Annotated in this window: 24 protein-coding genes, 2 tRNA genes, 2 rRNA genes and 2 riboswitches; of the genes, 19 read left to right on the forward strand and 9 right to left on the reverse strand. The window is 53.1% G+C overall.

The genetic code is table 11. The features are described 5' to 3' along the window. From BLR08_RS25810 to BLR08_RS25860, 11 genes are all read left to right on the forward strand, one after another. Nucleotides 1-84: ribosomal RNA gene (locus BLR08_RS25810) — 23S ribosomal RNA — on the forward strand; the annotation flags it as partial. A 147-nt stretch (nucleotides 85-231) separates the two neighbouring features. Then, nucleotides 232-348 (forward strand): 5S ribosomal RNA (gene rrf, locus BLR08_RS25815). Between the two features lie 242 nt (nucleotides 349-590). Next, nucleotides 591-2,048, forward strand: a complete 1,458-nt coding sequence (guaB, locus tag BLR08_RS25820; RefSeq protein WP_072336974.1) for an IMP dehydrogenase — start codon at nucleotides 591-593, stop codon at nucleotides 2,046-2,048. A gap of 371 nt (nucleotides 2,049-2,419) precedes the next feature. Further along, nucleotides 2,420-3,727, forward strand: a complete 1,308-nt coding sequence (locus tag BLR08_RS25825; RefSeq protein ID WP_072336976.1) for a D-alanyl-D-alanine carboxypeptidase family protein — start codon at nucleotides 2,420-2,422, stop codon at nucleotides 3,725-3,727. 128 nt (nucleotides 3,728-3,855) lie between these two features. Then, complete coding sequence (gene pdxS, locus BLR08_RS25830) at nucleotides 3,856-4,737, forward strand: pyridoxal 5'-phosphate synthase lyase subunit PdxS (protein WP_072336978.1); 882 nt, start codon at nucleotides 3,856-3,858, stop codon at nucleotides 4,735-4,737. A 38-nt stretch (nucleotides 4,738-4,775) separates the two neighbouring features. Continuing rightward, entirely contained in the window at nucleotides 4,776-5,348 is a 573-nt protein-coding gene (gene pdxT / locus BLR08_RS25835; protein ID WP_072336980.1) for a pyridoxal 5'-phosphate synthase glutaminase subunit PdxT, read from the forward strand. Nucleotides 5,349-5,360: 12 nt separating this feature from the next. Then, nucleotides 5,361-6,641, forward strand: a complete 1,281-nt coding sequence (serS, locus tag BLR08_RS25840) for a serine--tRNA ligase (protein WP_072336982.1) — start codon at nucleotides 5,361-5,363, stop codon at nucleotides 6,639-6,641. 47 nt (nucleotides 6,642-6,688) lie between these two features. Continuing rightward, a tRNA-Ser gene (locus BLR08_RS25845) sits at nucleotides 6,689-6,778 on the forward strand. Nucleotides 6,779-7,046: 268 nt separating this feature from the next. After that, a complete protein-coding gene (locus tag BLR08_RS25850) occupies nucleotides 7,047-7,394 on the forward strand; it encodes a hypothetical protein (protein WP_072336984.1) in 348 nt (115 codons plus the stop codon). Between the two features lie 14 nt (nucleotides 7,395-7,408). Then, the gene (locus BLR08_RS25855) at nucleotides 7,409-7,594 is read left to right on the forward strand and encodes a hypothetical protein (protein WP_072336986.1); all 186 of its coding nucleotides are present in this window, start codon (nucleotides 7,409-7,411) and stop codon (nucleotides 7,592-7,594) included. 50 nt (nucleotides 7,595-7,644) lie between these two features. Continuing rightward, the gene (locus tag BLR08_RS25860) at nucleotides 7,645-7,788 is read left to right on the forward strand and encodes a spore protein (RefSeq protein WP_072336990.1); all 144 of its coding nucleotides are present in this window, start codon (nucleotides 7,645-7,647) and stop codon (nucleotides 7,786-7,788) included. A gap of 101 nt (nucleotides 7,789-7,889) precedes the next feature. Here the strand turns inward: BLR08_RS25860 and BLR08_RS25865 are convergent, their stop codons facing one another. Continuing rightward, nucleotides 7,890-8,069 carry a hypothetical protein gene (locus BLR08_RS25865; RefSeq protein WP_072336993.1) on the reverse strand — a complete coding sequence of 60 codons (180 nt, stop codon included), beginning with the start codon at nucleotides 8,067-8,069 and terminating at the stop codon, nucleotides 7,890-7,892. Between the two features lie 200 nt (nucleotides 8,070-8,269). Here BLR08_RS25865 and map point away from each other — a divergent pair, with 200 nt between their 5' ends. Continuing rightward, nucleotides 8,270-9,025, forward strand: a complete 756-nt coding sequence (map, locus tag BLR08_RS25870; RefSeq protein WP_072336995.1) for a type I methionyl aminopeptidase — start codon at nucleotides 8,270-8,272, stop codon at nucleotides 9,023-9,025. Between the two features lie 111 nt (nucleotides 9,026-9,136). Here map and BLR08_RS25875 read toward each other — a convergent pair. Then, nucleotides 9,137-9,209: transfer RNA gene (locus BLR08_RS25875), tRNA-Arg, on the reverse strand. Nucleotides 9,210-9,361: 152 nt separating this feature from the next. On the opposite strand from BLR08_RS25875, the gene BLR08_RS25880 reads away from it, so the two are divergent. The 3 genes from BLR08_RS25880 to BLR08_RS25890 are packed head-to-tail and all read left to right on the forward strand — an operon-like array spanning nucleotide 9,362 to nucleotide 11,620. After that, entirely contained in the window at nucleotides 9,362-9,886 is a 525-nt protein-coding gene (locus tag BLR08_RS25880; protein ID WP_072336998.1) for an RNA polymerase sigma factor, read from the forward strand. Further along, on the forward strand, nucleotides 9,883-10,404 hold the full coding sequence (locus BLR08_RS25885; protein WP_072337001.1) for an anti-sigma factor family protein: 522 nt from the start codon (nucleotides 9,883-9,885) through the stop codon (nucleotides 10,402-10,404). Before BLR08_RS25880 ends, BLR08_RS25885 begins: the two co-directional genes overlap by 4 nt. Further along, a complete protein-coding gene (locus tag BLR08_RS25890; RefSeq protein WP_072337004.1) occupies nucleotides 10,397-11,620 on the forward strand; it encodes a hypothetical protein in 1,224 nt (407 codons plus the stop codon). The genes BLR08_RS25885 and BLR08_RS25890 overlap by 8 nt, the downstream gene beginning before the upstream one ends. Nucleotides 11,621-11,642: 22 nt before the next feature. Here BLR08_RS25890 and BLR08_RS25895 read toward each other — a convergent pair whose 3' ends face one another. From BLR08_RS25895 to tadA, 5 genes are all read right to left on the reverse strand, one after another. After that, a complete protein-coding gene (locus BLR08_RS25895; RefSeq protein ID WP_072337008.1) occupies nucleotides 11,643-12,746 on the reverse strand; it encodes a GerAB/ArcD/ProY family transporter in 1,104 nt (367 codons plus the stop codon). Nucleotides 12,747-12,769: 23 nt separating this feature from the next. Continuing rightward, nucleotides 12,770-12,994 carry a hypothetical protein gene (locus BLR08_RS25900; protein ID WP_072337011.1) on the reverse strand — a complete coding sequence of 75 codons (225 nt, stop codon included), beginning with the start codon at nucleotides 12,992-12,994 and terminating at the stop codon, nucleotides 12,770-12,772. Nucleotides 12,995-12,998: 4 nt separating this feature from the next. Then, complete coding sequence (locus BLR08_RS25905; protein ID WP_072337014.1) at nucleotides 12,999-14,210, reverse strand: Ger(x)C family spore germination protein; 1,212 nt, start codon at nucleotides 14,208-14,210, stop codon at nucleotides 12,999-13,001. A gap of 33 nt (nucleotides 14,211-14,243) precedes the next feature. Then, nucleotides 14,244-15,791 carry a spore germination protein gene (locus BLR08_RS25910; RefSeq protein WP_256257780.1) on the reverse strand — a complete coding sequence of 516 codons (1,548 nt, stop codon included), beginning with the start codon at nucleotides 15,789-15,791 and terminating at the stop codon, nucleotides 14,244-14,246. A gap of 186 nt (nucleotides 15,792-15,977) precedes the next feature. Beyond that, on the reverse strand, nucleotides 15,978-16,436 hold the full coding sequence (tadA, locus tag BLR08_RS25915; RefSeq protein ID WP_072337218.1) for a tRNA adenosine(34) deaminase TadA: 459 nt from the start codon (nucleotides 16,434-16,436) through the stop codon (nucleotides 15,978-15,980). 310 nt (nucleotides 16,437-16,746) lie between these two features. Next, a riboswitch (cyclic di-GMP riboswitch) is annotated at nucleotides 16,747-16,840 on the forward strand. Nucleotides 16,841-17,066: 226 nt separating this feature from the next. Between tadA and BLR08_RS25920 the strand changes: the two genes are divergently transcribed. Continuing rightward, entirely contained in the window at nucleotides 17,067-17,765 is a 699-nt protein-coding gene (locus BLR08_RS25920; RefSeq protein WP_072337040.1) for a PilZ domain-containing protein, read from the forward strand. Nucleotides 17,766-17,800: 35 nt separating this feature from the next. On the opposite strand, the gene BLR08_RS25925 is transcribed toward BLR08_RS25920, so the two are convergent. Both BLR08_RS25925 and BLR08_RS25930 read right to left on the reverse strand, forming a co-directional pair. Continuing rightward, nucleotides 17,801-18,499, reverse strand: a complete 699-nt coding sequence (locus tag BLR08_RS25925; protein WP_072337045.1) for a response regulator — start codon at nucleotides 18,497-18,499, stop codon at nucleotides 17,801-17,803. Next, on the reverse strand, nucleotides 18,492-20,036 hold the full coding sequence (locus BLR08_RS25930) for an ATP-binding protein (protein ID WP_072337048.1): 1,545 nt from the start codon (nucleotides 20,034-20,036) through the stop codon (nucleotides 18,492-18,494). The genes BLR08_RS25925 and BLR08_RS25930 overlap by 8 nt, the downstream gene beginning before the upstream one ends. 365 nt (nucleotides 20,037-20,401) lie before the next feature. Next, nucleotides 20,402-20,566: riboswitch (cyclic di-AMP (ydaO/yuaA leader) on the forward strand. A 222-nt stretch (nucleotides 20,567-20,788) separates the two neighbouring features. Here BLR08_RS25930 and kdpF point away from each other — a divergent pair. The 3 genes from kdpF to kdpB are packed head-to-tail and all read left to right on the forward strand — an operon-like array spanning nucleotide 20,789 to nucleotide 24,646. Continuing rightward, nucleotides 20,789-20,866 (forward strand): K(+)-transporting ATPase subunit F, encoded by a 78-nt coding sequence (gene kdpF / locus BLR08_RS32185; protein ID WP_371117716.1) that lies wholly within the window; start codon nucleotides 20,789-20,791, stop codon nucleotides 20,864-20,866. Between the two features lie 47 nt (nucleotides 20,867-20,913). Then, on the forward strand, nucleotides 20,914-22,593 hold the full coding sequence (gene kdpA / locus BLR08_RS25940; RefSeq protein ID WP_072337053.1) for a potassium-transporting ATPase subunit KdpA: 1,680 nt from the start codon (nucleotides 20,914-20,916) through the stop codon (nucleotides 22,591-22,593). A 19-nt stretch (nucleotides 22,594-22,612) separates the two neighbouring features. Next, nucleotides 22,613-24,646: a potassium-transporting ATPase subunit KdpB gene (kdpB, locus tag BLR08_RS25945; protein WP_072337055.1), complete on the forward strand. Its 2,034-nt coding sequence runs from the start codon at nucleotides 22,613-22,615 to the stop codon at nucleotides 24,644-24,646. The last annotated feature ends 46 nt before the right edge of the window (nucleotides 24,647-24,692 follow it).

The raw sequence follows: 24,692 nt of genomic DNA on the forward strand, positions 1-24,692 counted from the left end.
TAGACGACGAGGTAGATAGGTTCGGGGTGGAAGCGCGGCAACGTGTGGAGCTGACGAATACTAATCGGTCGAGGGCTTATCCTATAGGTTTACGAAGTAAACCACTTCGTAAGCTAGCTAAAAGCATTCAGCATGCTAAGTTTCGTATCCAGTTTTCAAGGCGCAAGCCGTCTTGAACTGCGGGATATTTTCTCGCAGAGATTTCAGAGGAGAAATCCTCGAAAAATCCGGTTTGGTGATGATGGCGGAAGGGAACCACGCGTACCCATCCCGAACACGACCGTTAAGCCTTCCAGCGTCGATGGTACTTGGACCGCAGGGTCCTGGGAGAGTAGAACGTCGCCAAGCCGACAAAAGCCTTTTTGGATCTTATCCAAGAGGGCTTTTTAATTTTTTCGAATGGCCTCGTCAAGTTGAGAGTAATTTGTAGACAGCTTTACTCCATTCGTTAATTGTTTCCCGTGGAACGTTTTGACATGTAAGCGTAGTCCTTAATGATTACGTTAGTTTGTGCTTGACACCAAAATTGGGCTTTTGGTAAGATGGCAATAATATATTTCGGCAAGTATCCAATAAGGAGGACTTATTACGTGTGGGAGTCTAAGTTTGCGAAAGAAGGATTGACCTTTGATGACGTTTTGCTCGTTCCACGAAAGTCGAATGTGTTTGGAAAGGAAATCGATATTTCAACCCAGTTGACTGACAAGATTAAGTTAAACATTCCTTTCATCAGTTCGGCGATGGATACTGTTACTGAATCTAAGCTGGCAATCGCGATGGCGCGTGAGGGCGGAGTTGGCGTCATTCACAAAAATATGCCTATTGCCCAACAGGCAGAAGAAGTAGATCGTGTGAAGCGTTCCGAGAGCGGCGTTATTACCAATCCCTTTTCCTTGACTCCGGAGCATCATGTATATGATGCGGAAGAATTGATGGCCAAGTACCGGATCTCCGGTGTGCCTGTATGCGATGAGGACAAGAAACTGGTCGGTATTTTAACAAACCGTGATTTGCGTTTTGTTCATGACTATTCGATCAAGATTAAGGATGTCATGACGAAAACCAATCTGGTCACGGCCCCGGTCGGTACAACCCTTCAACAAGCGGAAGGCATCCTCCAGAAGCATAAAATTGAGAAGCTGCCTTTGGTGGATGAGCATAATGTGCTGAAGGGTCTTATCACCATCAAGGACATTGAGAAGGCGATCCAGTTTCCTAATGCAGCTAAGGACGAGCAGGGCCGTCTGCTCGCGGGCGCAGCGGTCGGGGTCTCCAAGGACGTAATGGAACGAACGGCGGCACTCGTAGAGGCTGGAGTCGATCTGATCGTGGTAGACTCGGCTCACGGACATCATATCAATATCCTTAACACGGTCAAGGCGATCCGAGAGCAATACCCGAATCTCCCGATCGTAGCAGGTAACGTAGCGACCGGCGATGGGACAAGGGATCTGATTGAGGCTGGAGCGAGCATCGTCAAAGTAGGGATCGGACCTGGCTCCATCTGTACGACTCGTGTGATCGCGGGAATCGGCGTTCCTCAGATCACGGCCATTTATGACTGTGCTTCGGTTGCGAGAGAATATAACGTACCGATTATTGCCGACGGAGGGATTAAGTACTCCGGTGATGTGACGAAAGCCATCGCGGCCGGCGCAAGCCTGGTGATGATCGGCAGCTTGTTTGCGGGAACGGAAGAAAGTCCTGGCGAATCGGAAATTTATCAAGGACGCCGTTTTAAAGTTTACCGCGGTATGGGCTCGCTTGGTGCGATGAAGGAAGGAAGCAAGGATCGGTATTTCCAGGAAAATGAGAGCAAGCTCGTTCCTGAAGGTATTGAAGGACGTGTTGCTTACAAAGGACCGCTGGCCGATACGCTTTACCAGCTGGTAGGCGGCTTGCGTTCCGGTATGGGCTATTGCGGAGCGGCGACCATTTCTTCGTTAATCAACGATACAAGCTTTGTACGGATTACTGGCGCAGGGCTGCGTGAAAGCCATCCGCATGATGTGCAGATTACGAAAGAAGCACCCAACTACTCCCTGTAACTCCAAGCTTAACCAGGAATAACGATCAATCATAAAAACGGAGGCCGCGGCTTCCGTTTTTTTATATAGGTAGGCCCAAGCTGGCAGCGTGAAGGTGACCGTCAGAAGGTTCAGAGGAGCTAGGAATCTGTTGAACAAGTGGCAGGAGAGCCGACGGGGAAGTTGGAACAGCAGTAGTGTGCGGAAACCCGAGCGGGCGCAAGCCGCGCGTTATTCTTCGGACTTCCAGGAGGACGACAGAAGAGATTACATATAATACTCAATAAACCGGCATCGACAGGGAATTGTAAAGCTTTTTTTACGCGGCTGTACAGGTTATGGTACAATAACAATTGTTTTCTTCTTGAAAATTAGGAATAGGAGTGAGATGTTTGTTTGTTAAAGTGAAACGTGTTTGTGCCCTGTTAGCCGCCGTACTTTTGTTGAACACATTCCTTGCTCTGGTGCAGCCTCCGGTTGCAAGCGCCGCAGAAACACAGACGACCGAGCTGGAGCTGCAGGCGTCCTCGGCGATTCTAATGGAAGCGGGCACCGGGCAAATTCTATATGAATACAATGCCGACAAAGCTTTGCCGCCTGCAAGTATGGCCAAGATGATGACGGAGTACTTGGTTATGGAAGCGATTGAGAGCGGGAAGCTCCAGATGAACCAGACTATCAATACGTCCGAGGCAGCGGCGGACGCGATAGGCTCAGGCCAACTGCTTGCGCTGAATGAACAAGCAACGGTGGATAATATGTTTGCCGCTATGTCGATCTATTCCGCTAACGATGCTACCATCGCATTGGCTGAGGCCGTGGCGGGTTCGGAAGAAAATTTCGCCAAGCTGATGAACGAGAAGGCCAAGGAATTCGGGCTGTCGCCTGAGGCTCACTTTATCAATTCGACGGGTCTCGGCAGAGCCGATATGGGCAAGCATGCCCCCACAGAGCTACAAGGAGAGACGCTGCTGACAGCCAAGGATGCCGCTATTATCGCTTATCATCTAATCAATGATCATAAAAATGTGCTGGAGTATACCAAAACGCCTTCCCGTAAGTTCCGCGAGAAGGACAAGGACCCGATGATTAACTGGAACTGGATGCTGGCAGCCAATAAGAGCACCCGCAACTTTGCCAAATATGCGTTTGAAGGTCTTGATGGCTTGAAGACGGGACATACGAACGAAGCCGGTTACTGCTTCACCGGTACGGCCGAGCGCAACGGCATGCGGCTGATCAGCGTAGTTATGGGAACGGGAATGGGGCCTAAGGGCAAGGAAGAAGCAAGGTTTATTGAAACGGCCAAGCTGCTCAATTATGGCTTTAATAATTTCGAGACGAAATCCGTTTTGACGGCGAAAGCTGAAATAGATTCCTTGAAAACCGTTAATATTAAAAAGGGCGTGCAGCTGGAAGTTCCTGTTGTCACGCAAACAGGCTTGAACTTGATTGTCAAAAAAGGAACGCCTGCCGATCAATTTCAAGTGACGACCGAGGTTGTGGAGGAAAGCAAACGCATCGCCCCCATTGAGAAAGGACAGGTAGTCGGGGTAGCGAAAGTGAACTACCAGAATAAAGAATACAGCGTCAACCTGATCACAACCGATCCGGTCGAGAAGGCAGGTTGGTTCCGATTGTTTTTCCGGGCCATCAAAGAGTTTTTCGTCGATACATTTACCGGAGCGAAGAGCTCTTAATATCCGCTAAAACCGAGCAAGTGGGTTGTATATTTAGAAGCGTTCATGTAAAATATTTCTTTAGTTAGTTTGTCCTAGAATAAGGAACAGTACGGACATTATGCATAGTTTCGGGAGGAATCGGACACATGGAAACAGGTACATCACGCGTTAAAAAAGGTATGGCCGAAATGCAAAAAGGCGGCGTGATCATGGATGTCATGAACGCTGAGCAGGCTAAAATTGCAGAGGCGGCAGGCGCCGTAGCCGTTATGGCTCTGGAGCGCGTACCATCGGATATTCGCGCCGCAGGCGGCGTCGCTCGGATGGCTGATCCTACGGTGGTGGAAGAGGTCGTCAAGGTCGTCTCTATCCCGGTTATGGCCAAAGCACGGATCGGACATTACGTAGAGGCCAAGGTTCTCGAATCTATGGGCGTAGATTACATTGACGAGAGCGAAGTACTGACTCCTGCCGATGAAGTGTTTCATATCAATAAGCATGAGTTTACTGTGCCGTTTGTTTGCGGAGCGAGAGACCTGGGCGAAGCGCTGCGCCGGATTGGCGAAGGGGCTTCCATGCTGCGTACCAAGGGCGAGCCAGGGACAGGAAATATTGTGGAAGCGGTACGCCATATGCGCATGATTACCGGCCAAATCCGCAAGGTGCAAAGCTTGTCTAAAGATGAGCTGATGGCCGAAGCCAAAAATTTGGGCGCTCCGTATGAATTGCTGCTTCAAGTTCATGAGTCGGGCCGTCTTCCTGTCGTCAACTTCGCAGCCGGCGGCGTAGCGACTCCTGCAGACGCTGCTCTGATGATGCATCTGGGCTCCGATGGCGTATTCGTAGGCTCCGGTATTTTTAAATCGGACAATCCGGAGAAATTCGCCAAGGCCATCGTAGAGGCGACAACACATTTCACCGACTATGAGCTGATCGCTCGTGTATCCAAAAATCTCGGTACTCCGATGAAGGGGATCGAAATTTCCAAACTGCACGTTTCTGAGCGTATGCAAGAACGCGGCTGGTAATATCCAGTCCGCGTTTATTCACGAAAGAGGATGAAGGTATGAAAATAGGAGTACTGGCCCTGCAAGGCGCTGTTGCCGAGCATATCGCTCTGCTTAAGAAAGCCGGGGCAGAGGGAATTACTGTCAAGCGCACAGAGCAGCTGGAAGACATAGACGGGATCATTATACCGGGCGGAGAAAGCACCACTATTGGCAAGCTTATGAGAACGTATGACTTTATCGAGGCCCTGCGTGCATTCTCGCGGCAGGGCAAGCCGATTTTCGGGACTTGCGCCGGTATGATTGTGCTTGCCAAACAGATTGCCGGTCAAGACGAACCTCATCTGGCTCTGATGGATATTCAGGTAGCACGGAATGCATTTGGCCGTCAAAGGGAAAGCTTCGAGACCGATCTGGACATCCGAGGAATTGACAAAGACGTTCGTGCCGTATTTATTCGGGCCCCGTTGATCGAACAAGTAGGCGAAGGCGTAGAGGTTCTGGCTACTTACCGGGATCATATCGTCGCTGCAAGGCAAGGACATCTGCTGGCTGCTTCGTTCCATCCGGAATTAACCGACGACGAGCGGATGCACGCCTATTTTCTGGATATGGTACGTGAGACGAGGTAGGAGGGGTCTAGCTTGTTGGATATAAAATTGCTGCGAAGCGATTTGGATAAAGTAAAGCAAGCGATGGCGACGCGAGGGAAAAACCTCGAAGAGCTGGATCGCTTCATGGATCTGGATACCAAAAGGAGAGAGCTGTTGCAGGAAACGGAGCAGCTGAAAAATCGGCGTAATGTCGTCTCCCAAGAAGTGGCTCAGCTCAAGAAAGCGAAAGAAAACGCAGATCATCTGATCGACGAGATGAAAGTCGTCGGAGACCGCATCAAAGTATTGGATGAGGATATCCGCGGGCTGGAGACGGAGCTTGATGCTATTCTGCTTAGCCTGCCGAATCTGCCGCAGCAGGATGTACCGGTTGGTCTAAGCGAGGAAGAGAATGTGGAAATTCGCCGGATCGGCGAGGTGCCGACATTTGCGTTCGAGCCTAATCCTCACTGGGAAGTGGCTCAACAGCTCGGTATTCTGGACTTTGAAGCGGCTGGGAAGGTGACCGGCTCTCGTTTTGTATTTTACAAAGGGCTCGGAGCTCGGCTGGAGCGCGCTTTATACAACTTTATGATGGATCTGCACGCGGATCAGCATGGCTACCAGGAAATGCTGCCTCCGCAGATCGTTAATCGGGATAGCCTCACCGGGACGGGGCAGCTTCCCAAATTTGAGGAAGATGTGTTCAAGCTAGAAGGGACCGAATATTTCCTGATCCCGACGGCTGAAGTGCCGGTGACCAATTATTACCGGGATGATATTTTAACAGCGGAGGATCTGCCGCAGAACTTTGTGGCGCTCAGCGCTTGCTTCCGTTCCGAGGCAGGTTCAGCTGGACGTGACACACGTGGTTTGATCCGCCAGCATCAGTTCAATAAAGTGGAGCTGGTGAAGCTGACGTTGCCGGAGAGGTCCCATGAAGAGCTGGAGAAGCTGACTGCGGACGCGGAGACGGTGCTTAAGCTGCTTAAGCTGCCGTATCGCGTGTTGACTCTATGCACGGGCGACTTGGGCTTCTCTTCGTCTAAGACGTACGACCTTGAGGTATGGCTGCCTAACAGCGATACATACCGCGAGATATCGTCCTGCAGCAACTTCCTTGATTTCCAGGCGCGCCGCGCAAATATTCGCTTCCGCCGGGATGCGAAGGCTAAGCCGGAGTTCGTGCATACGCTAAACGGTTCTGGACTGGCCATCGGCCGGACGGTTGCCGCGATACTGGAGAATTATCAGCAGGAAGACGGGAGCGTACTTATCCCCGATGTGCTGAGGCCTTATATGGGCGGACTCGAGAAAATCAGCAAAAATTAGAGCTTGAATAGGCTTCGCGAGATATGATACAATGCAAGATGTCACCCGGAGAGGTGGTCGAGTGGTTTAAGGCAGCGGTCTTGAAAACCGCCGTAGTCGTGAGGCTACCGTGGGTTCGAATCCCACCCTCTCCGCCATTTATATAATGGCGCATCCTGCGGGATGAGAACCCAACAGGGTTCGTCGGAGCGTCAGCTTCGTTAGCATAGACATCGCAGTCCGGCTCGAAGAGACGGTATCCCACCCTCTCCGCCATTTATATAATGGCGCTCTTGCGGGATGAGGACCTATATAATCAATTAACACAAGGAAGCGGCTATCCGCTTCTTTTTTGTTTTTCACCATATCCCGCCAAGTATACGATAGAGGCTGAAGATGCATGTTATAGGCAGGGAGGTGTGTTAGATGAGCAAATCGGATCAGCTGAGCATCGATCAGCAGGAGCTGGTGCAGGCGTGGTCGCGCACGCTGCCGGATGTACTGGACGCCTCAGATCAGGCTAAGGTATGGGCGGATGAAGCGCAAGCCAATGCGCTGCGCGTGCACATTACGACGGCAGGACGGAATTTGTACAGCTTTGATTTCAAGTGTACGTATGTGGATTCGCGCGAGGTGAAGGTGGAATTGGTGGATGTAGAACGGGATGGGAATAATGTGGACGAGCGCACAGAGATCATTCAAACGCTTGTCGACGACTACGTTAGACATCTTCATGAATGTGCTCAGCAGCTTCATGCCTTGACCAGCCGATAGGGAGGACGAGTAGGATGACGCGGAACAAAAGCGAGGTAGACAAAAATTTGCAAAATGTCGTGAAGGATCTGGAGCATGCAGCGGTGAACAGTCATCAAGCGCAGCAGATTCAGCAGCAAACGAATGATCGCCGGCATCAGGATGCGCTGGGTCATGACAAGGAGCATGCTCACCCTTCGGCGCTTCTGGATAAAGATTGATTTTAACGGCCAAATCCAAATCCATCTCTCACGTCCAAGGAGGAAACGACATGCCTAAAGATATTCCGCAGCCCGTGAACCCGCCCAGCGGCCAGCAAAACCAAAACGAACAGCGTCAGCGTACAGGTCCAAAGCCTGGCTCCAAGCGGGTTAAGAATGAAAACCACAGCCGCCATAATAACGGCGAGGGCTGAGGGCTGATAGCCTGAAGCTGTGATGGTAAAAAATACGGCCTTTTACCCTGCGGTAAGAGGCCGTTAGTACATATATGATCAAATCGAATCCCCAAAGCATCTCAATTATTTTTCTCTACAATCAGAAAACACTCCTTCAATAAATCGTGCGCCATCTCTTCGTCATCCGTATACCCGTATAACAAAGCGCCGGCTGCCATAGCATCCAAAACATCATCCAGCAATGTGCAAATGGAAATCGAAAACTCATCATAAACTATGTAGTAAGTGATCGCTGGCATCCAGTATCCACCTCGGATTTATATTTTCAGATTAACCCTTATTCTACCATGCGGCTTCGCCGTTGAGAACAGAGACGGACTTTTCTAAGCATTTCTTTAGCATTCGGTCGGAGTATTTGGCGTTTTTTGCGAGAATGTGGGCATTTTGGGCCGCAGCGCGTACAATAGAACCAGGGAATGCGGTTAAGGAGGAAGAATTGATGATCATTCTGAAAACAGAAGAAGAAATGCAGCTTATGAGGCAGGCCGGCCTCATCCTGGCCAGATGTCACAAGGAAATCGCCAAGATGATCAAGCCTGGCATAACGACCATGCAAATTAATGACTGGGCGGAGGCCTTTATTACGCAGAACGGCGCGGAGCAGGTAACAAAGGGCTTTCACGGATTTCCTTCAGCCACATGCGCTTCCGTAAATGATGTTATCGCGCACGGCTTCCCGGATCATAAGCCTCTGGTGGAGGGCGATATCGTCAAGATGGATATTGTATGCCGCTATAAAGGCTGGTGCGCGGATACCTGCCAAACTTATGCGGTAGGCCGGATATCGCCGGAGGCCGAGCGGCTGGTCCGGGTAGCCCGCGAATGCCTGGAGATGGCGATCCCGCAAGCCAGAGCAGGCAACCGGATCGGAGATGTAGTGAGTGTCATCCAGCGTCATGCGGAGCAGGCGGGCTTCTCTGTCGTCCGCGACTTGAATGCTCATGGCATCGGACAGTCTATGCATGAGGAGCCTACCTATGTTCACGCCGGCAAGCCCGGACGCGGATTCCTTCTGCAGGAAGGGATGGTCTTCACGATAGAGCCGATGATCAATGCCGGGAAATTGGATATGTTCGTTGATTTTGACGGATGGACCGCTCGCACGGTGGATGGCAGCTTGTCCGCTCAATTCGAGCATACGGTCGCGATTACCAAAAACGGGCCTTGGATACTGACGGAGGAGGCCGAAGCCTGATCCTCTGTTGCGGAAGTGGATAAAGTGAAAAAAGAGCCTGCACCCGAAATGAATTTCGGCCGACAGGCTCTTCGTTTTGTACTAAGCTTGCTCACTTGTTGCTGACGCGTACGTCCCCGAGAGGACTCGAACCTCTATCTGTCCTTTAGGAGAGGACTGCTCTATCCTGTTGAGCTACGGAAACTCAAAGCAACGTAATTATAGCATACCGAGTCTTTGGAATAAAGATGTTAAATTTTTTTGTCAGGCACTGCGCAGGGGTTGGCCCGGTAGTATGCGTCTATTGATACAGGAGAGGAGGGGGAGACGATTACGGAAGAAGCTTGGATTGCACGCATGATAGCGGGCGACCGGGATGCGTTCAACGAGCTTGTCAGCCGCTACGGACGATACTTGTATCAGACGGTATACGGCGTGCTGCGTTCGGCCAAGGATGCCGAGGACGCAACCCAGGAGGCGCTGATCAGCATCTTTGCGGCTCTCCCTCAATATCGGTATCAAGGCTTTAAATCATGGATGACGCGAATAGCCGTCAACAAAGCGATCGATTATAAGCGCTCGAGAGAGCGCAAGAAGGAACAGCTCACCGCAGAGTGGGGAGAGCTGGAGCCGGTGGCCGCAGCGAGGGTGCATACCGTGGAGGAAGCGGTGCTGGACAGGGAGAAACGCGAGCAGCTGCGCGGCTATGTAGATCAGCTGCCGGAGCATTACAGGCAGGTCGTTTATGCCTTTTATATGGAGGAAAAGTCGTATCAGCAAATCGCCCAGGAGCAGCAGATCGCTCTGAAGACCGTAGAGTCCAAGCTGTATCGGGCTAAGCAGCATTTACGCAAGGCGTGGAAGGAGGAGGACCGGGAATGACGCATGTTCAAGAAGAGGTGTGGCTGCATTATGCAAGCGATCGGTTAACTCCCGAAGAAAGACAGCTATGCGAGGTTCATCTGGAGCAATGCGATGAATGTCTGGAATTGTATATGCATGCCTTAGACAAGCAGTCCGGCGATATACCGGAGCCCGATATGGAACGGCTGACTCAAGCGGCGTTGAGCCGCTGGGATGAGTATACGGGGGCAGACCCGGCAGGCAGCACAGCCCGCTGCGGCAGTTCCCCGGATCGGGATGAACGCCGAAGCTGGATGCGTCATCCGGTCTTTCATTATACGGTGGCAGCGTCCATCACGCTGATGCTTATGGGGTCCGGTGTGTTCCAGGTCTTTACGCAGCAGGCGAGCGCATGGGGAGATATTGGCTCCCAGCTTGAGAAGCAGCAAAGACCCCCGTCCTGGTCCGAGCAATTGATGGAGCGTACCACAGGCTGGCTTGCCGCCATCCGACCTAAAGCGAATGAAGCAGAAAGAAGAGGGCAGCGCGATGAATAACCATAAAAACCCGACTATTGCTTTCATATTGTCGATGATTCCCGGGTTCGGCCAGTTCTACGTCGGCCACGCGATGAAGGGGATGTTTTTTGGAGGAGCGTTTGCCGGAGCGCTGGCCTTGGCCATGTTCCTGGCAGTAATCCCGCGGGAGCCTGAGCTGGCGCTGGGCATGCTGTTCATTGCCTTCCTGGTGTGGATAGGAAGTGTTTTCGATATGGTGAGAACCTTATCCCGCTATTCTTTCGCGAGACGGACCGACGGTGGTCCCCAGCCTTGGAGAACGGACTACGGTCCCGCCGGCCCGAGGCCGCAGCAGGAGCAGGTCTCATCGCCACCGCCCTACTCCAGAGAGAGAGAGGCACAGCACGGCTTAGGAGGCTCCTATGATTCTTATGAGTCCTACAAGGAGGCTGGGTACTCCTATCCCGCTCAGCCTTACGGGGAGAACAATCGTTATTTCACCATATTTTTATCGCTAATTCCGGGTTTGGGTCATTTTCACCTTGGGCTGATGCAGAGAGGGCTGGCATTTCTGGCTTTGTTCTTCGGTCTGGGTATTATTACCGTGTTTCTTACGGCCATGACGAATCAGGATGATTTCCTGGTGCTGCTGGGAGGCTTGCCGATCATTTGGCTGTATGCGATGTTTGATTGCGTGCAGCTGCTTAATAAAAGAGATAGAGGAGACATCCTGATCGATCGGACATTTTTCGAGGACTTTCAAGAAGGGCGCGAATCGGGGAAAAAAAATAAAACGATCGCTTTGCTCTTGTCCATATTTCCGGGAGCGGGACATATGTATTTGGGTCTTCAAAAGCGGGGACTGCAGTTTATGGCGGCTTTTTTGTTCAGTGTCTATTTCCTGGACGCGCTCCGGCTCTCGCTGTTTTTATTTCTGATTCCGATTTTGTGGTTCTACAGTTTCTTCGATGCGCTCCAGCAAATCTCCAGATCCGGCCGCGAGCCGTTGGTCGATACTCCGCTAGTAGAGTGGCTGGCGCAGCGGCAGCGTTGGATTGGATTTGGCCTTCTGGCGCTCGGGCTGTATTATTTGGTCGATCAGATCCTGCTGAACACGCTGGACCTGTGGCTGACCCGGGATATGCGGTCGCGGGTATTGAGCTGGTACCATAACTATTTCCAGACCTTTATCGTTTCCGTGCTGCTGATAGGGGGCGGATTCCGGTTGCTTTGGGGAGGCAAGAGGACGAAATAACTACTGGCGGCAGGCCGCTGTCTCAAGTGTCCCTTATCCTTCGCCGCTTAGGTATGAATCTAAGAAGTAAGGGAAGCAGGACGGTTATTGTCCCGGCATACAACGGATATTCCGTAGAGACAAAGTGGTTGTATGCTACAATATTGGCCGCGAGCAGCTGAGCCATGATGATGGCGAGCAAGCCGAAGGGAAGCAGCAGAGGACGATAATCCCGTAGACCAAACAAGCTTGCCGTGCCGAGAGTTAGGGCATACATGGAAATAGCCGTCTTGAAGTATATGGTAAGGAGCCACATGATCGCCATCAATACTTCGAGCCGTTCCAGAAAGTTACCGATACTGATTTTCTTCGCCATAATATAGCTGGGATAGGTGCTGCGCTGCACCACGTCGGGTCCCAGCACCAGCGTCGAGGTAAAGGTAATGATGAACAGCACCAGGCCGCCCAGGATAACGCCGGAATAGATATATTTCCTCAGCTGCTGAGGCTTCGAGACCGAGGGGATCACCATGCATAAAACAATAAGCTCCATGTAAGGGACGGCTAGTACGGGATAGCTGCCCTTCAGCACAGTAGGAATGCTTTGACTCAGCAGGGGCTGCAGTCTATGAACGTCAATCTCCGAAGAGACAAAGAGGATCAGCATCACGAATAAGACCAGGACCCAGGGAAAAAAGATTTCCGAGGTGCGGGCTACCGGCTCGATTCCAAGTCTTATTCCGCTGATCATAACCAAAACCACAACTAAATAAATAGCTTGAACGGGTGTTTCCGGCATGATCTGAGTCGTCATGAAATCACCGATCTCTCGAAGCAGCCCCGATGTTATAACCAAGAATAGAAATAGAAAGCCCGCAGCTGCGATAAAGCCGCCCAGCCAAGGTCCCAGTGCTTTCTGGCACATCTGGATCAGATTCATCCCCGGAAACCGTTTATTAAGCGAAAAAAAGAGGGATATCAGAAGCAGTCCCCCGAGGTTGCCGACTAGAACGGAGAGCCAGGCATCCTGGTTGGCTATGGAGGCCACAATGCCGGGTATGACCAAGATCGAATCGCCAATCGTGGACATGGCAGCCAATATCATGAGCTGCCGGCCCCCGATCATTGTTTTTTTTCCGAGCGTCATCCGTATCCCTCCTTTACTTGATTTTAGTGGAACAGCAGATTATATAGCGGCCTGTACACGGCCGACAGCATATCCAATACGTCCGGAACAGGCACATGAAGGGCGCGGAGGAGAAACAATACGCCGCTCGCTGCAAATAATCCCAACGAAACAACGCACTCCTTGTACTGTCGTTTGCCAAGCAGCCACCATGCTTGAGCGGCAGCCGCCATGAAAATGAGCAACAGCATCAGGACAGCTTTCCACATAGGCTTACTCCTTAATCTCGGTAATAAAAGACTTCGTTACGGTACCCGTCCTGCGGATGCTGATTTTGACGTCCACTTCGGTTGGGATTTTCGGATATTTATCCTTCCAATATCCTTTCAAGCTCTGCCAGAGCCTGGGATGCTGCCGGTACAGGATATTACCGAAGCCAAATACATCGGATTTGAATTTGTGCTGGGAAGAGGCGATAGCTTGCTTGATCAGCTTGCCTACCTGTTCGTCTAGCGCTTGCTCCAGCTCTTTAATCGCGCTCGGATCGCTAAGATCGATCTGACACTCCACATCCGCTACATTGGCTTCCCCCATCACCTCGATACGGACAGACGGCCCGCTATCCTTGATTTCGGATTTTATGCGGCTTTGGCTGCGAATGATCTCCATGGTCACATTCCCCTTTGTCTCGGGACAGGCTACGCGAATGACGGTGCTTTTGACTTTGTTCATAATGAAGTTGGCCCCGACCCCCTCGGTTCCCTTCATCCAGCCCACCAAGCGGTCGCCGCGGAAGACGGCCAAACCGGACAGCGTTAAGCGGGCGGGTGAGCTGATATGCTCCACATTCTCCTGCATCTCCCCAAGCCTCGGGTCCCCTTCAATCCGGATACCGGGCAGCAAGGGATTAAGCCCTTCTGTAACCAGCGAATAAACGAGAGTCTCCAGGTTGGTACCGAAGACAGGCGCCCAGCTTTCTTCAGCTACCTTAAGCGAATTATAGATCTTATTGGCGGGTATTTTCTCAATCGTCGTCAAAATATTCAAGATTTCGCGAGAGGTCGTATTTTGGGCGACCAGGATAAAAAAGTCTCTTCGCAACTCATGGTCTCTTGACAAGAAATCGATGATATTCCGCATGCCTTCCCTCGCCAGCTTCTCATCGATAATGACGACGCGAAGATGGGACAAATACACCTTGCGCGGCGACTTGGTGGTGATGGCCCGGATAGCTTCCATGACGCTGCCAGCCGTCTCTTCGTATAAGGTGACAGGAGCTCTGCTGCTGGTGCCCCCGCCGGTACGATTGGAAATTTCGCCCGGGTCTATCACTTGAGCAGTGACCCGAACACGCCCGGCTGCGTAATCGAATCCGATGGCCGATGTGATGCCAAGCTCGTTCAATTCCTTGCGGTTCCAGCATCCGGTTACGAGCGGCATCATCAGAACCAGCAGCAGGACCGTGACTATTAGCCTCGATAACATGTCGGCTGACTCCTTCCTGGAACTTTCCTAACCTCATTTCGGTTTGGATGATGACCCGCTTGTCAGAACCCTCCAAGGCGCTCTCATTAAAAAAGAATCCTTCAGCTTCGATATCGACAGGGGGGCATACGGCGCCATATAAGGCGTTCCCAGCGAACGCAGGCTGCACAGGTGCTGAACGATGAATACGAGTCCGAACAAAATGCCGAACAGACCGAAAACAGCGGACAAAACCATGAAAAAAAAGCGCAGCATCCGGATGGAAATCGCCATGCTGTAGGAAGGGATCACAAAGTTGGTGATCGCTGTAATCGCTACGACAATGATCATGGCAGGCGATACGAGACCTGCTTGGATAGAGGCCTGCCCCAAGACGAGCGCACCCACGATGGACATGGTGGGACCGATAATCCGGGGCATTCTCACACTGGCCTCCCGTAAAATTTCGAATATAATCTCCATCAGCAGCGCTTCGACAAACGCAGGGAACGGAATTCCCTCCCTGGAGGAAGCAAGACTGATCAGCAGCTCGGTCGGCAGCATTTCCTGATGGAAGGTTGTGATGGCGATATAGGCCGAAGGGCCGAGCAGGGCGGTGAAGAAGCTCAGCAGCCGCAAGAGACGGGTCAAGGAAACGCTGTCCGCACGCTGGTTGTAATCCTCGGCCGACTGGTAGAAGTCTTGGAATAAGCAGGGAACTAATAGAACAAAGGGCGTACCGTCTACGATGATGGCGATACGGCCGCCTAATATTCCGGAGCAAATATTATCGGGCCGCTCAGTGTTATAGACGGTCGGAAAGGGCGTGAACTGCTCGTCCTGAATAAATTCCTCGATAGCGCCGCTTGCCAAAACGGCGTCCGAGGAAATCCGCTTAATCCGGGTGCGCAGCTCCTGGAGTGTCTGTTCGTCGCTTGTGCCCTCCAGGTACATGAGCGCCACATCCGTATGCGATACCTCTCCGATCGTCAGTATCTCAGTCTTAAGCTTGGGCGATTTAAGACGCCGTCGGATCAGCGCCGTATTCGTCAGTAGTGTCTCCGTGAAGCCGTCGCGCGGCCCGCGGATAACCGATTCGGTGACAGGCTCCTCGATAGCCCGGTCTTTCCAGCTGCGGGTGCCTGCTATGAGCACAACTTTGGCTGAATCGATCAGCAGCGCGGTATCCCCTGACAATACGGCTTGGCAGGCTTCATTCAGGTCGGTGACCTGACGCAATTCGGAGACGGCGAGCAGTCTGTCCTTTACACAGCCGAGCACATCGCCGCCTGAAGCGGGACAAGGAGGGAAGGCCGATTCAGCAGATTCTAGCATAAGAGCATTAAGAATAAACTGCTGGACCGTCTGCTTATCCGCCAGTCCGTCGGAGTAGATTAATCCGGCCCGGATGGAGGGGCTGCCGCCAATCGAGAAGCTGCGGACCTTGATTTCCATGGAGGAACCAAGCATCGCGGCGAGACGCTGCAAATCAGCCTGCGCATCTCCCGATGGAGGGAGCGCCGGCTTGGCAGATCCTTGTTTCTCCTGAGCTGCGGAAGGCTTAGGGGCCACGGCTTGAATAAAACGTTGTAGAAGGTTCATCCTCGGCTCCCACTCTTTAGGCTATAATATTAAGGCTAGCATTTCCGTAACTTCGCACAGGCATGCATCGAAAGACAATCAATTTCGCAGAAGCAGCAGGGCCGCTGCCTATAACAAAAAGCCCGGCAAACTCTGCGATTGCAGACTTGCCAGGCGTCAATGCTTGTTGGGCGCCTCCGCAAGCTCCTACATCTTCTTCCGCAGCTTGCGGAAAAACTGGGTAAGAAGCTGGGCGCATTCTTCCTGGAGAACGCCGGATAGGAGCTCGACCCGATGATTAAAGCGTTCTTCCTGCAATAAATTCATCAAGGTCCCGGCACAGCCCGCTTTGGGGTCGGCGGTGCCGTAGACGACGAGCGGGATACGGGACTGGACGATAGCGCCTGCGCACATCGGACATGGCTCAAGCGTGACATACAAGGTGCAATCCAGCAGCCGCCAGGCGTCCAGATGCCGGCTGGCTTCCCGGATCGCAAGGAGTTCGGCATGCCCGAGAGGATCTTTGGCCGTTTCACGGACATTGTAGCCCCGTCCGATAATCTCGCCGCCGCGTACAATCACGGCGCCGATCGGAACCTCCCTGATCGCTTCGGCCTTGCGGGCTTCCTCAAGGGCGGCGTGCATAAAAGCTTGATGAAGCTCCATGGAGTTCAATCTGGTCACCTCTTTACAAATTATTCAATGAAATCGAACAAATATTCGTTACTCACAAGCTGTGGATAAGATTGTGGATAAGATCGAGTCAATACTTATCCATTGTAGATAAAACGGGCATTACGAGCAAGCTGCCGAATGATTGAATAAGTTATCCACAGGTCTTCGAATATGTGAATATTTTCTTTGTGAAAATTAGGTTGTCAGGAGGAAGGGAACCTCCTATAATAAAAATTGTGGATTGGGTATATATACCTAATCGTCTGTTGTCGGATTATAGTTATAAAGTCTATACCATTCGTTTCTTTTCTGGCAAACCTGTCGAAAGGCAGGGACGCAAAGCTTAGGGTCTAAGGCTCTCCTTCAAGGACGGCTATGGCAGCCTGGCCGCCGAATGTACGTACGCTCCGTACCGGTGAGCTGGCTGTCGACCTGCATAATGGGAGACGGCTTTTTTTACCATGCTGGCAAATTTAAGTTCAGTGAAGCGTCAGCGCGCTGAAGAGTTCCCGAATTGCCAAGAACTTTCCCCGGCGAAGCATCCGTGTCCGGAACGATTCTATGGTTGGTTAAGAAGCGTAACCCTTGTCGACGAATATGGAGTAGGAAGGCGGTACAGCCATGACCCAAGCAGCCCAGAACAGGAACAATCCGCAAGATATGTACCGGAGCACCAGCGGTATTCTATTGAACAGCCGTACCGTCGTCGAGAAGAAAGAATTTGTATCCACCGGAATTTTGACTTATGCCGAGGGAGATATCTTAGAAATTGAAATATCCGATTATAAAAAGTTCGAATTGGGCGATTCGGTGAAGATGACGGTGTATTCTCCCGGAGGCATCTATACCTTCCACTCCACAGTTGTGGCTAAGGATCAAGGAGCGCTCATGGTGATCAATCCTCCGCAAAATCAAAAAAGGTTCGCCGAGAAACGCGAAAGTCCTCGCGTAGATGTGGAGCATAGCGGACAGCTGCTTTCTATCCATTATGCCGACAGCGGGGAGCAGGAGCTGGAAGAGAGGCTGAGGCTGGATATCCGCAATGTCAGCGTGAGCGGGGTCGGGTTCCTCATGGAAGGCGGCAAGCGGCTGGAAGAGAGCGCGACCGCTGATGTCATGCTGGACTTGGGCTTCGATATCACATGCCGAGTCGAAATCATCAGATCCGAACCAGAGGAGACCGGGATCTATTACGGGGCCAAATACGTGGAAATGCCGGTGGAGAAAGCCAACGCCCTGCGCGCGTTCATTATTAAAAAGCAGGTTGAACAGCACTTCAGCTTCAAGCAATCGGTCAAAATGAGACGGATGTTCAAATAACCGGGCGAGGACTCCCGCAAGCGAGCGGCAGGGCTTCAATCCCGGGAGAGGAAGCGGTAGCCGATCCCAGGTTCCGTCACGATCCATTTGGGCTGCGTCGAGTCTTCCTCCAGCTTTTTCCGCAGATGCCCGATATACACGCGCAAGTAATGGCTGTCGGGTTGTTCGTTGTTGTGGATGCCCCACACTTGTTGGAGCAGCTGATGTTGGGTCACGACCTTTCCGGCATTGATGGCGAGAATCCTCAGAAGCTCGTATTCGGTCGGCGTCAGCTTGATCCGTTCTCCGTGTAATTCCACGAGTCGCTGCGATAAATCAATAGTCAGCTCGCCAATCCGCAATAGGGATTCGTTGGCCGATGAGGCGACATGTCTGAGGGCCACACGAATTCTGGCTATCAATTCTCCCATGCCGAACGGTTTTGTCACATAATCGTCGGCGCCGCGGTCCAATGCCGCAATTTTGTCTTCTTCCTTGTCCTTGGCCGATAAAACAATGATGGGGACGCCGGACCAGTCCCGCATGCGGCTGAGTACTTCCATGCCGGTCATATCCGGCAATCCGAGATCGAGGATGATCAAATCCGGGCAAATCCGGGAAGCTTGCTGCAAGCCTTCCTCCCCCGTAGCCGCCTCGTGAATGATGTACTGGCGAGCCTGCAAGGTCACCTTCAGCAGCTTGCGAATTTGCGGCTCGTCGTCAATAATCAATAGGCTTGCTCTTTGCTCATTCATGCTCGGCACCCTCCCTGTTTTCTTTGGATGGCAAAGGCAGAGGAAGCGTAATCGTAATGACGGTTCCCTGGGGAGCGTTTCGTTTTCCCGAGATCGTCCCGTGATGAAGCTCCACGATGCCTTTGCATATCGCCAGTCCCAACCCCGTGCCGGTCACTTGCCGGGTTGTCTGTGCACGGTAAAATTTTTCGAAAATGCGCGTGTATTCCTCGTTTTCAAGGCCAATGCCTTGATCGGCGACGGATATCGCCAAGACATTGTCCCCTTCAGAGACCATGATGCGGATTTCGCTGCCATCCGGACTGTATTTGACCGCGTTGCTGATGACGTTCACCAATACTTGCTCCAGCAGCACTTCATCGCCCAGCACCATCGGGATGTTCTCCGGCAGCTGCACGCGCAGCTTGCGATGCTGCTGGAAGCCCTTCACTTGCGCTATCGCCACTCCGATCAGATCCTCTACATCGCACCAATTTTTCCGCAATCGCAGCATCCCGCTCTCCAATTGAATCATGCTGAGCAGATTTACTACAAGCCGGTTCATCCTGAGCGCGCCGTCTTGAATGGTCATGAGCAGTTCCATCCGATCCTCCGAAGAAAATAGGTGATCGCCCTCAATAAGGCCGGTTGCCGAGCCAATAATAGCTGCCAATGGGGTTCGAAGCTCATGCGAGACCGAATCCAGAATGGCGGTGCGAAGCCGCTCCGATTCTGCTGTCAGATGAGCGATTTTGGCTTCCTCGGCCAGCTTCACACGATCGATGGCGCTGGCGGCTAAGCCGCAGAGCGCCTCCAGCATCCGCCGCTGCTCGGTTGTGAACTCATGTCTCCGTTCGTTCAGGTTGATCGCCAGCACCCCATGCACGCGGTCTTCGGTTCGCAGGGGATGGTAATAACCTGGCGAGTGCCTCAACGTATAGGTTCCGTATCCGACGGCTTCGCCGTGATCGAATGCCAGTTTCGCCATGGCTTTTTCCGTCTCGCCCTGTTCCCAATCGCTTTGGACGGAAGAGCGGTAAGTCAGCGCCAGATGATTGCGTTCATCCGGCAAGTAGATGGCCGTGTCCATACCGATGATTCGGGAAGCTTGCCCGGATATGTTGTCTAGCAAGGCATCAATATCCGTTATATCGCTTATTTGCCGGCTGATTTCATACAGCGCGGCTGTTTGCATTTCCCTTTGTCTGGCGTAGAGCAGCTGACGCTTCAAGCTGGCGGCCAGACTGGCCGTCAGCGCGGCAACCGCCAAATAGACGCCGAATGAAATCAAATAACGCAAGTCCGTCACCGTAAAACTAAAAAGCGGGAAAACGAAGAAAAAATCGAACGCCAAAGCGCCAAGAGCAGCCGCATAGAGCGAGGGCCGCAGCCCCCACAAAACAGCGCTCAAAAGCACAGGAATTAAAAAAAGCAGCGCAATATTGACGACATCCAATGCCAGCCGAAACGGGTGCATCGCCGCCGTCATGCCGGCGACAAGCAGTGTAATGCCTGCATACGATTTCCACGGTGTCCCAAAAGTTTTCAAATCAGCCATAGGCCCATTCACTCCCGTCGAACTGAATTGCTGGCTCTACTAAAGTCTAAAGTAACGTAAAGAAGAAATAAAAGAAACCGCCCCGAGGTGTAAAAATCACATAAAAATCATGAATACTTCTGAATTCGAGAGCATTTGCAAGGAACATGAAGATATATCCGACAAAGTACGCCTGCACAACCCCCCATATCCGAATTCCGACGGTTATTCGATCTGCGGCGTTTTACAGCAATTTCGCCGAGGAGTAAGATACAGTTCATGAATGGAATGGCGATTCTCTTCATCGGGCAGCTTTTCGCGAAAGGATGCTGATGGAGAGAGGATGAGCCGCAGCTTCCATCCGGAGACATGAAAACAAAATGACATCGTTATAAACGCTGAATCCTTGCCTAGCAAGGAGCGGGGGAACCAATCGAAGCCGCAGCATGGCTTCACGGGGTGAATCGTCCGGCACTTCCAGGTGCCGGAGGTAGGGCGACTTTCGCGCCCGAATCCGTCAGCTAACCTCGCAAGCGTACGAAGGGGCAACACTTATCGCGAACGGTCCGGACAGCATTTGTCATGACCTGGGAAGCCGCGGGAGAGAGTCCTCTTTTCCAAGGCTTCTTTTTTGTTGCCTACTTTCCACAGAGGAGGAGTGCCGCGATGCTGGATATGGGGATGGTGCTGACGCTTATTGCCGTCTTCGCGCTGATGGCCGGATTTGTCGTCTGGTGCGGGAGAACGGCGGAGGATACGGGAGGCGAGCGGGAATGACCGTCATACTGGTATTTACAGGAGCTTTGCTGGTCTATCTGATTTATGCCCTGCTTCATCCGGAAAAGTTTTGACGATGGTTGGTTTTGTGGAAAGCCGCTAGGGCCAAGGAGGAACGGAAATGGACATCTTGCAAATCATGACCGTCATCGCTGCAGTAATGCTGATCGCCAAGCCGCTCGGAAATTACTTGTATGACGTGTTTTCGAACGAGCCGAGCCTTACGGACCGCCTGTTCGGGCGGGCCGAGAAATCGATCTACAAGCTTATCGGCCTGAAACAGCCTGCAGGCATGGGCTGGAAGCGTTACGCGTTCAGCTTCCTTGCGACCAACTTCGTGCTCGCGGCGATCGGCTATGCCCTGCTGCGGATACAAAACCGCTTGCCGCTGAATCCCGGCGATATCGGCAATATGGAGCCTATGCTTGTGCTGAATACCATAATCAGCTTTATAACGAATACCAACCTGCAGCATTACAGCGGGGAAACCGGGCTGACCTATCTCTCGCAAATGGCGGTCATCACAATGATGATGTTTACGTCGGCGGCCAGCGGCCTGTCGGTAGCGGTCGCGTTCGTTCGGGGCATTACGAGCAGGGGGCGATCGCTCGGCAACTTCTTCGAGGATTTCGTCAAGGCGCATACGCGCATATATTTGCCGCTGGCCCTGCTCGTCTCGCTGGTTCTCGTCGCTTTGCAGGTGCCGCAGACGCTCGATCCTACGCTTACGGTCACTACCCTGCAGGGAGCAACACAGCAAATAGCGATCGGCCCGGTCGCTTCGCTGGAATCGATCAAGCATCTGGGGACCAACGGCGGCGGCTTCTTCGGCGCCAACTCGTCGCATCCCTTCGAGAACCCGAACCCGCTGACCAACGTCATTGAAATATTGTCCATGTGGTCGTTATCGGCCGCGATGCCCTTCATGTACGGCAGATTTGCGAAAAGCCGCAAGCAGGGCTGGGTTATATTCACGGCGATGATGACCTTGTTCCTGGTGTTTCTTGCCGTCACCTACACGGCGGAGAAGAGCGGCAATCCGGCGATGAATGCCCTTGGCATCGACATGACGCAAGGCAGCATGGAAGGAAAGGAAGTACGCTTCGGCATCGCGCAGTCGGCGCTGTTTACGGCCGTGACGACAGCGGCAACGACCGGATCGGTCAACAATATGCATGATACGCTGACGCCGTTGGGCGGTCTGGCGCCGCTTGGGCAGATGATGCTGAACGTCGTTTTCGGCGGAAAAGGCGTCGGACTGGTTAATATGCTGATGTATGCCATACTCGCCGTGTTCATCTGCGGATTGATGGTGGGCCGGACGCCGGAGTTTCTGGGCCGCAAGATCGAGCCGCGCGAGATGAAGCTGATTGCGGTGGCGATTTTGATGCATCCGTTCCTTATTTTGGCGCCGACGGCGACGGCTCTCCTGACCGATCTTGGAAAAGGCGCGATTACGAATCCCGGGTTCCATGGTATGACGCAGGTGCTATATGAATACACGTCCTCAGCCGCCAACAACGGCTCCGGCTTCGAGGGGCTGGCGGATAATACGCCATTTTGGCATATGTCGACCGGGCTGGTGATGTTTTTCGGACGGTATGTCCCGATAATCGCCATGCTGGCCGTCGCCGGATCGATGGCTCGCAAGCAGTGGGTGCCGGAGACGATGGGCACGTTCCGTACGGACAACGCGCTGTTCACGGGGCTGTTGATCGGCACCGCGATTTTGATCGGCGCGCTGACGTTTCTGCCGGCACTCGTATTGGGGCCTGTCGCCGAACACTTGACGATCCGTTAATCAAGGAGGAAGAACTGCCATGGACGAAAAACGAAACAAAGGGCTGTTCGCCGGTCCGCTTGTGGCCGAAGCCTTGAAGGCGAGCGTTATCAAGCTGAATCCGGCGCTGATGATCAAAAATCCTGTCATGTTCGTCGTTGAGGCAGGCGCATTCACCGTGCTGCTGATGACGGTATTTCCGGGCTACTTCGACGCGGAAGGCAGCGCGGGCTTCAATCTTGCGGTATTTCTGATTCTTCTGTGTACGGTATTGTTCGCAAACTTTGCCGAAGCGCTGGCGGAAGGAAGAGGCAAAGCTCAGGCCGACACGTTGAAGCGGACAAAGAAGGAGATTGCGGCTAATAAACTGGTGGGCGGCAGCGTCAAAGCGGTGTCCTCGATAGAGCTGCGCAAGGGCGATATCGTCGTCGTCGCTCAAGGAGAGATGATACCCGGCGACGGCGAGGTGATCGAAGGGCTCGCCTCCGTGGATGAATCGGCGATAACCGGCGAATCCGCGCCGGTTATCCGGGAGGCAGGCGGAGACTTTAGTTCCGTGACGGGCGGTACGCGCGTTATCAGCGACCGGATTACGGTGCGGATCACCCATGATCCCGGCGAGACTTTCTTGGATCGGATGATAGCGCTGGTCGAAGGAGCGAAGCGGCAGAAAACGCCGAATGAAATCGCGCTGAACACGCTGCTTATCAGCCTGACGATTATTTTTCTGATCGTCGTCGTAACGCTCGGACCGATCGCTTCGTACGTCGGGGTCGAGCTGAAAATCCCGGTTCTCATCGCGCTGCTCGTATGTCTGATCCCGACAACGATCGGGGGACTGCTGTCGGCCATCGGCATCGCCGGCATGGACCGGGTGACGCAGTTCAACGTGCTGGCCATGTCCGGCAAGGCGGTCGAAGCGGCGGGCGATATCAACACGATGATTCTGGATAAAACCGGAACGATCACCTTCGGCAACCGGATGGCCGGCGGCATTGTGCCGGTGGGAGGGGCAAGCCCGAATGAAGCGGCCGCTTGGGCGGCAATCTCATCCGTGCAGGATGAGACCCCGGAGGGCCGTTCGGTGCTGGCGTGGATGAAGCAGGACGGCAAGCCATATGACCCGGCGCTTGCCGAGGGCGGCGGCTTCGTCGAATTCAAAGCGGAGACGCGCATGAGCGGCATCGATTTGAAGGACGGACGTCGCGTGCGCAAAGGAGCGGTCGACGCCATTCGCCAATGGGTGTCCGCGCAAGGCGGATCGATTCCGGACGAGCTGGACCGGCAAGCAGGCCGAATCGCGGCGGAGGGCGGAACCCCGCTGGCCGTGGCGGTCGATCGGCGAATATATGGCGTTATTTATTTAAAGGATACGGTGAAGCCGGGCATGCGGGAGCGGTTCGATCAGCTGCGCGCGATGGGCATCAAAACGATCATGTGTACCGGCGATAATCCGCTGACGGCAGCCACGATCGCCAGAGAAGCGGGCGTAGACGACTTTATCGCGGAAAGCAAGCCGGAGGATAAGATCGCCGTCATCCGCCGGGAGCAAGCCGCAGGCAAGCTGGTGGCCATGACCGGAGACGGGACGAACGATGCGCCGGCGCTGGCGCAGGCGGACGTGGGACTGGCGATGAACAGCGGTACGACGGCTGCCAAGGAAGCGGCCAATATGGTGGATCTCGACTCCGATCCGTCAAAAATTATCGAAGTGGTTGCCATCGGCAAGCAGCTGCTTATGACGCGCGGCGCCTTGACCACCTTCAGCATCGCCAACGACATTGCGAAATATTTTGCCATCATCCCGGCGATGTTCATGCTGGCGATCCCCGAGATGAAGGCCTTGAACATTATGCAGCTCGGTTCGCCGCTCTCAGCGGTGTTATCGGCGCTTATCTTTAACGCCGTCATCATTCCGCTCCTGATTCCTCTGGCGATGAAAGGCGTCGCCTATCGTCCGATGAACGCCTCGCGCCTGCTGGGCCGCAATCTGCTCATCTATGGTCTCGGCGGAGTGGTTGCGCCGTTCATCGGCATCAAGCTGATTGATTCGCTAGTCCATGTATGGATCTGACGCAGCGTATTCTCACAGCCTTACCAAACGGAAAGAAGGAATAAGC

The sequence above is a fragment of the Paenibacillus sp. cl123 genome (assembly GCF_900101595.1).
Taxonomy (GTDB): Bacteria; Bacillota; Bacilli; order Paenibacillales; family NBRC-103111; genus Paenibacillus_G.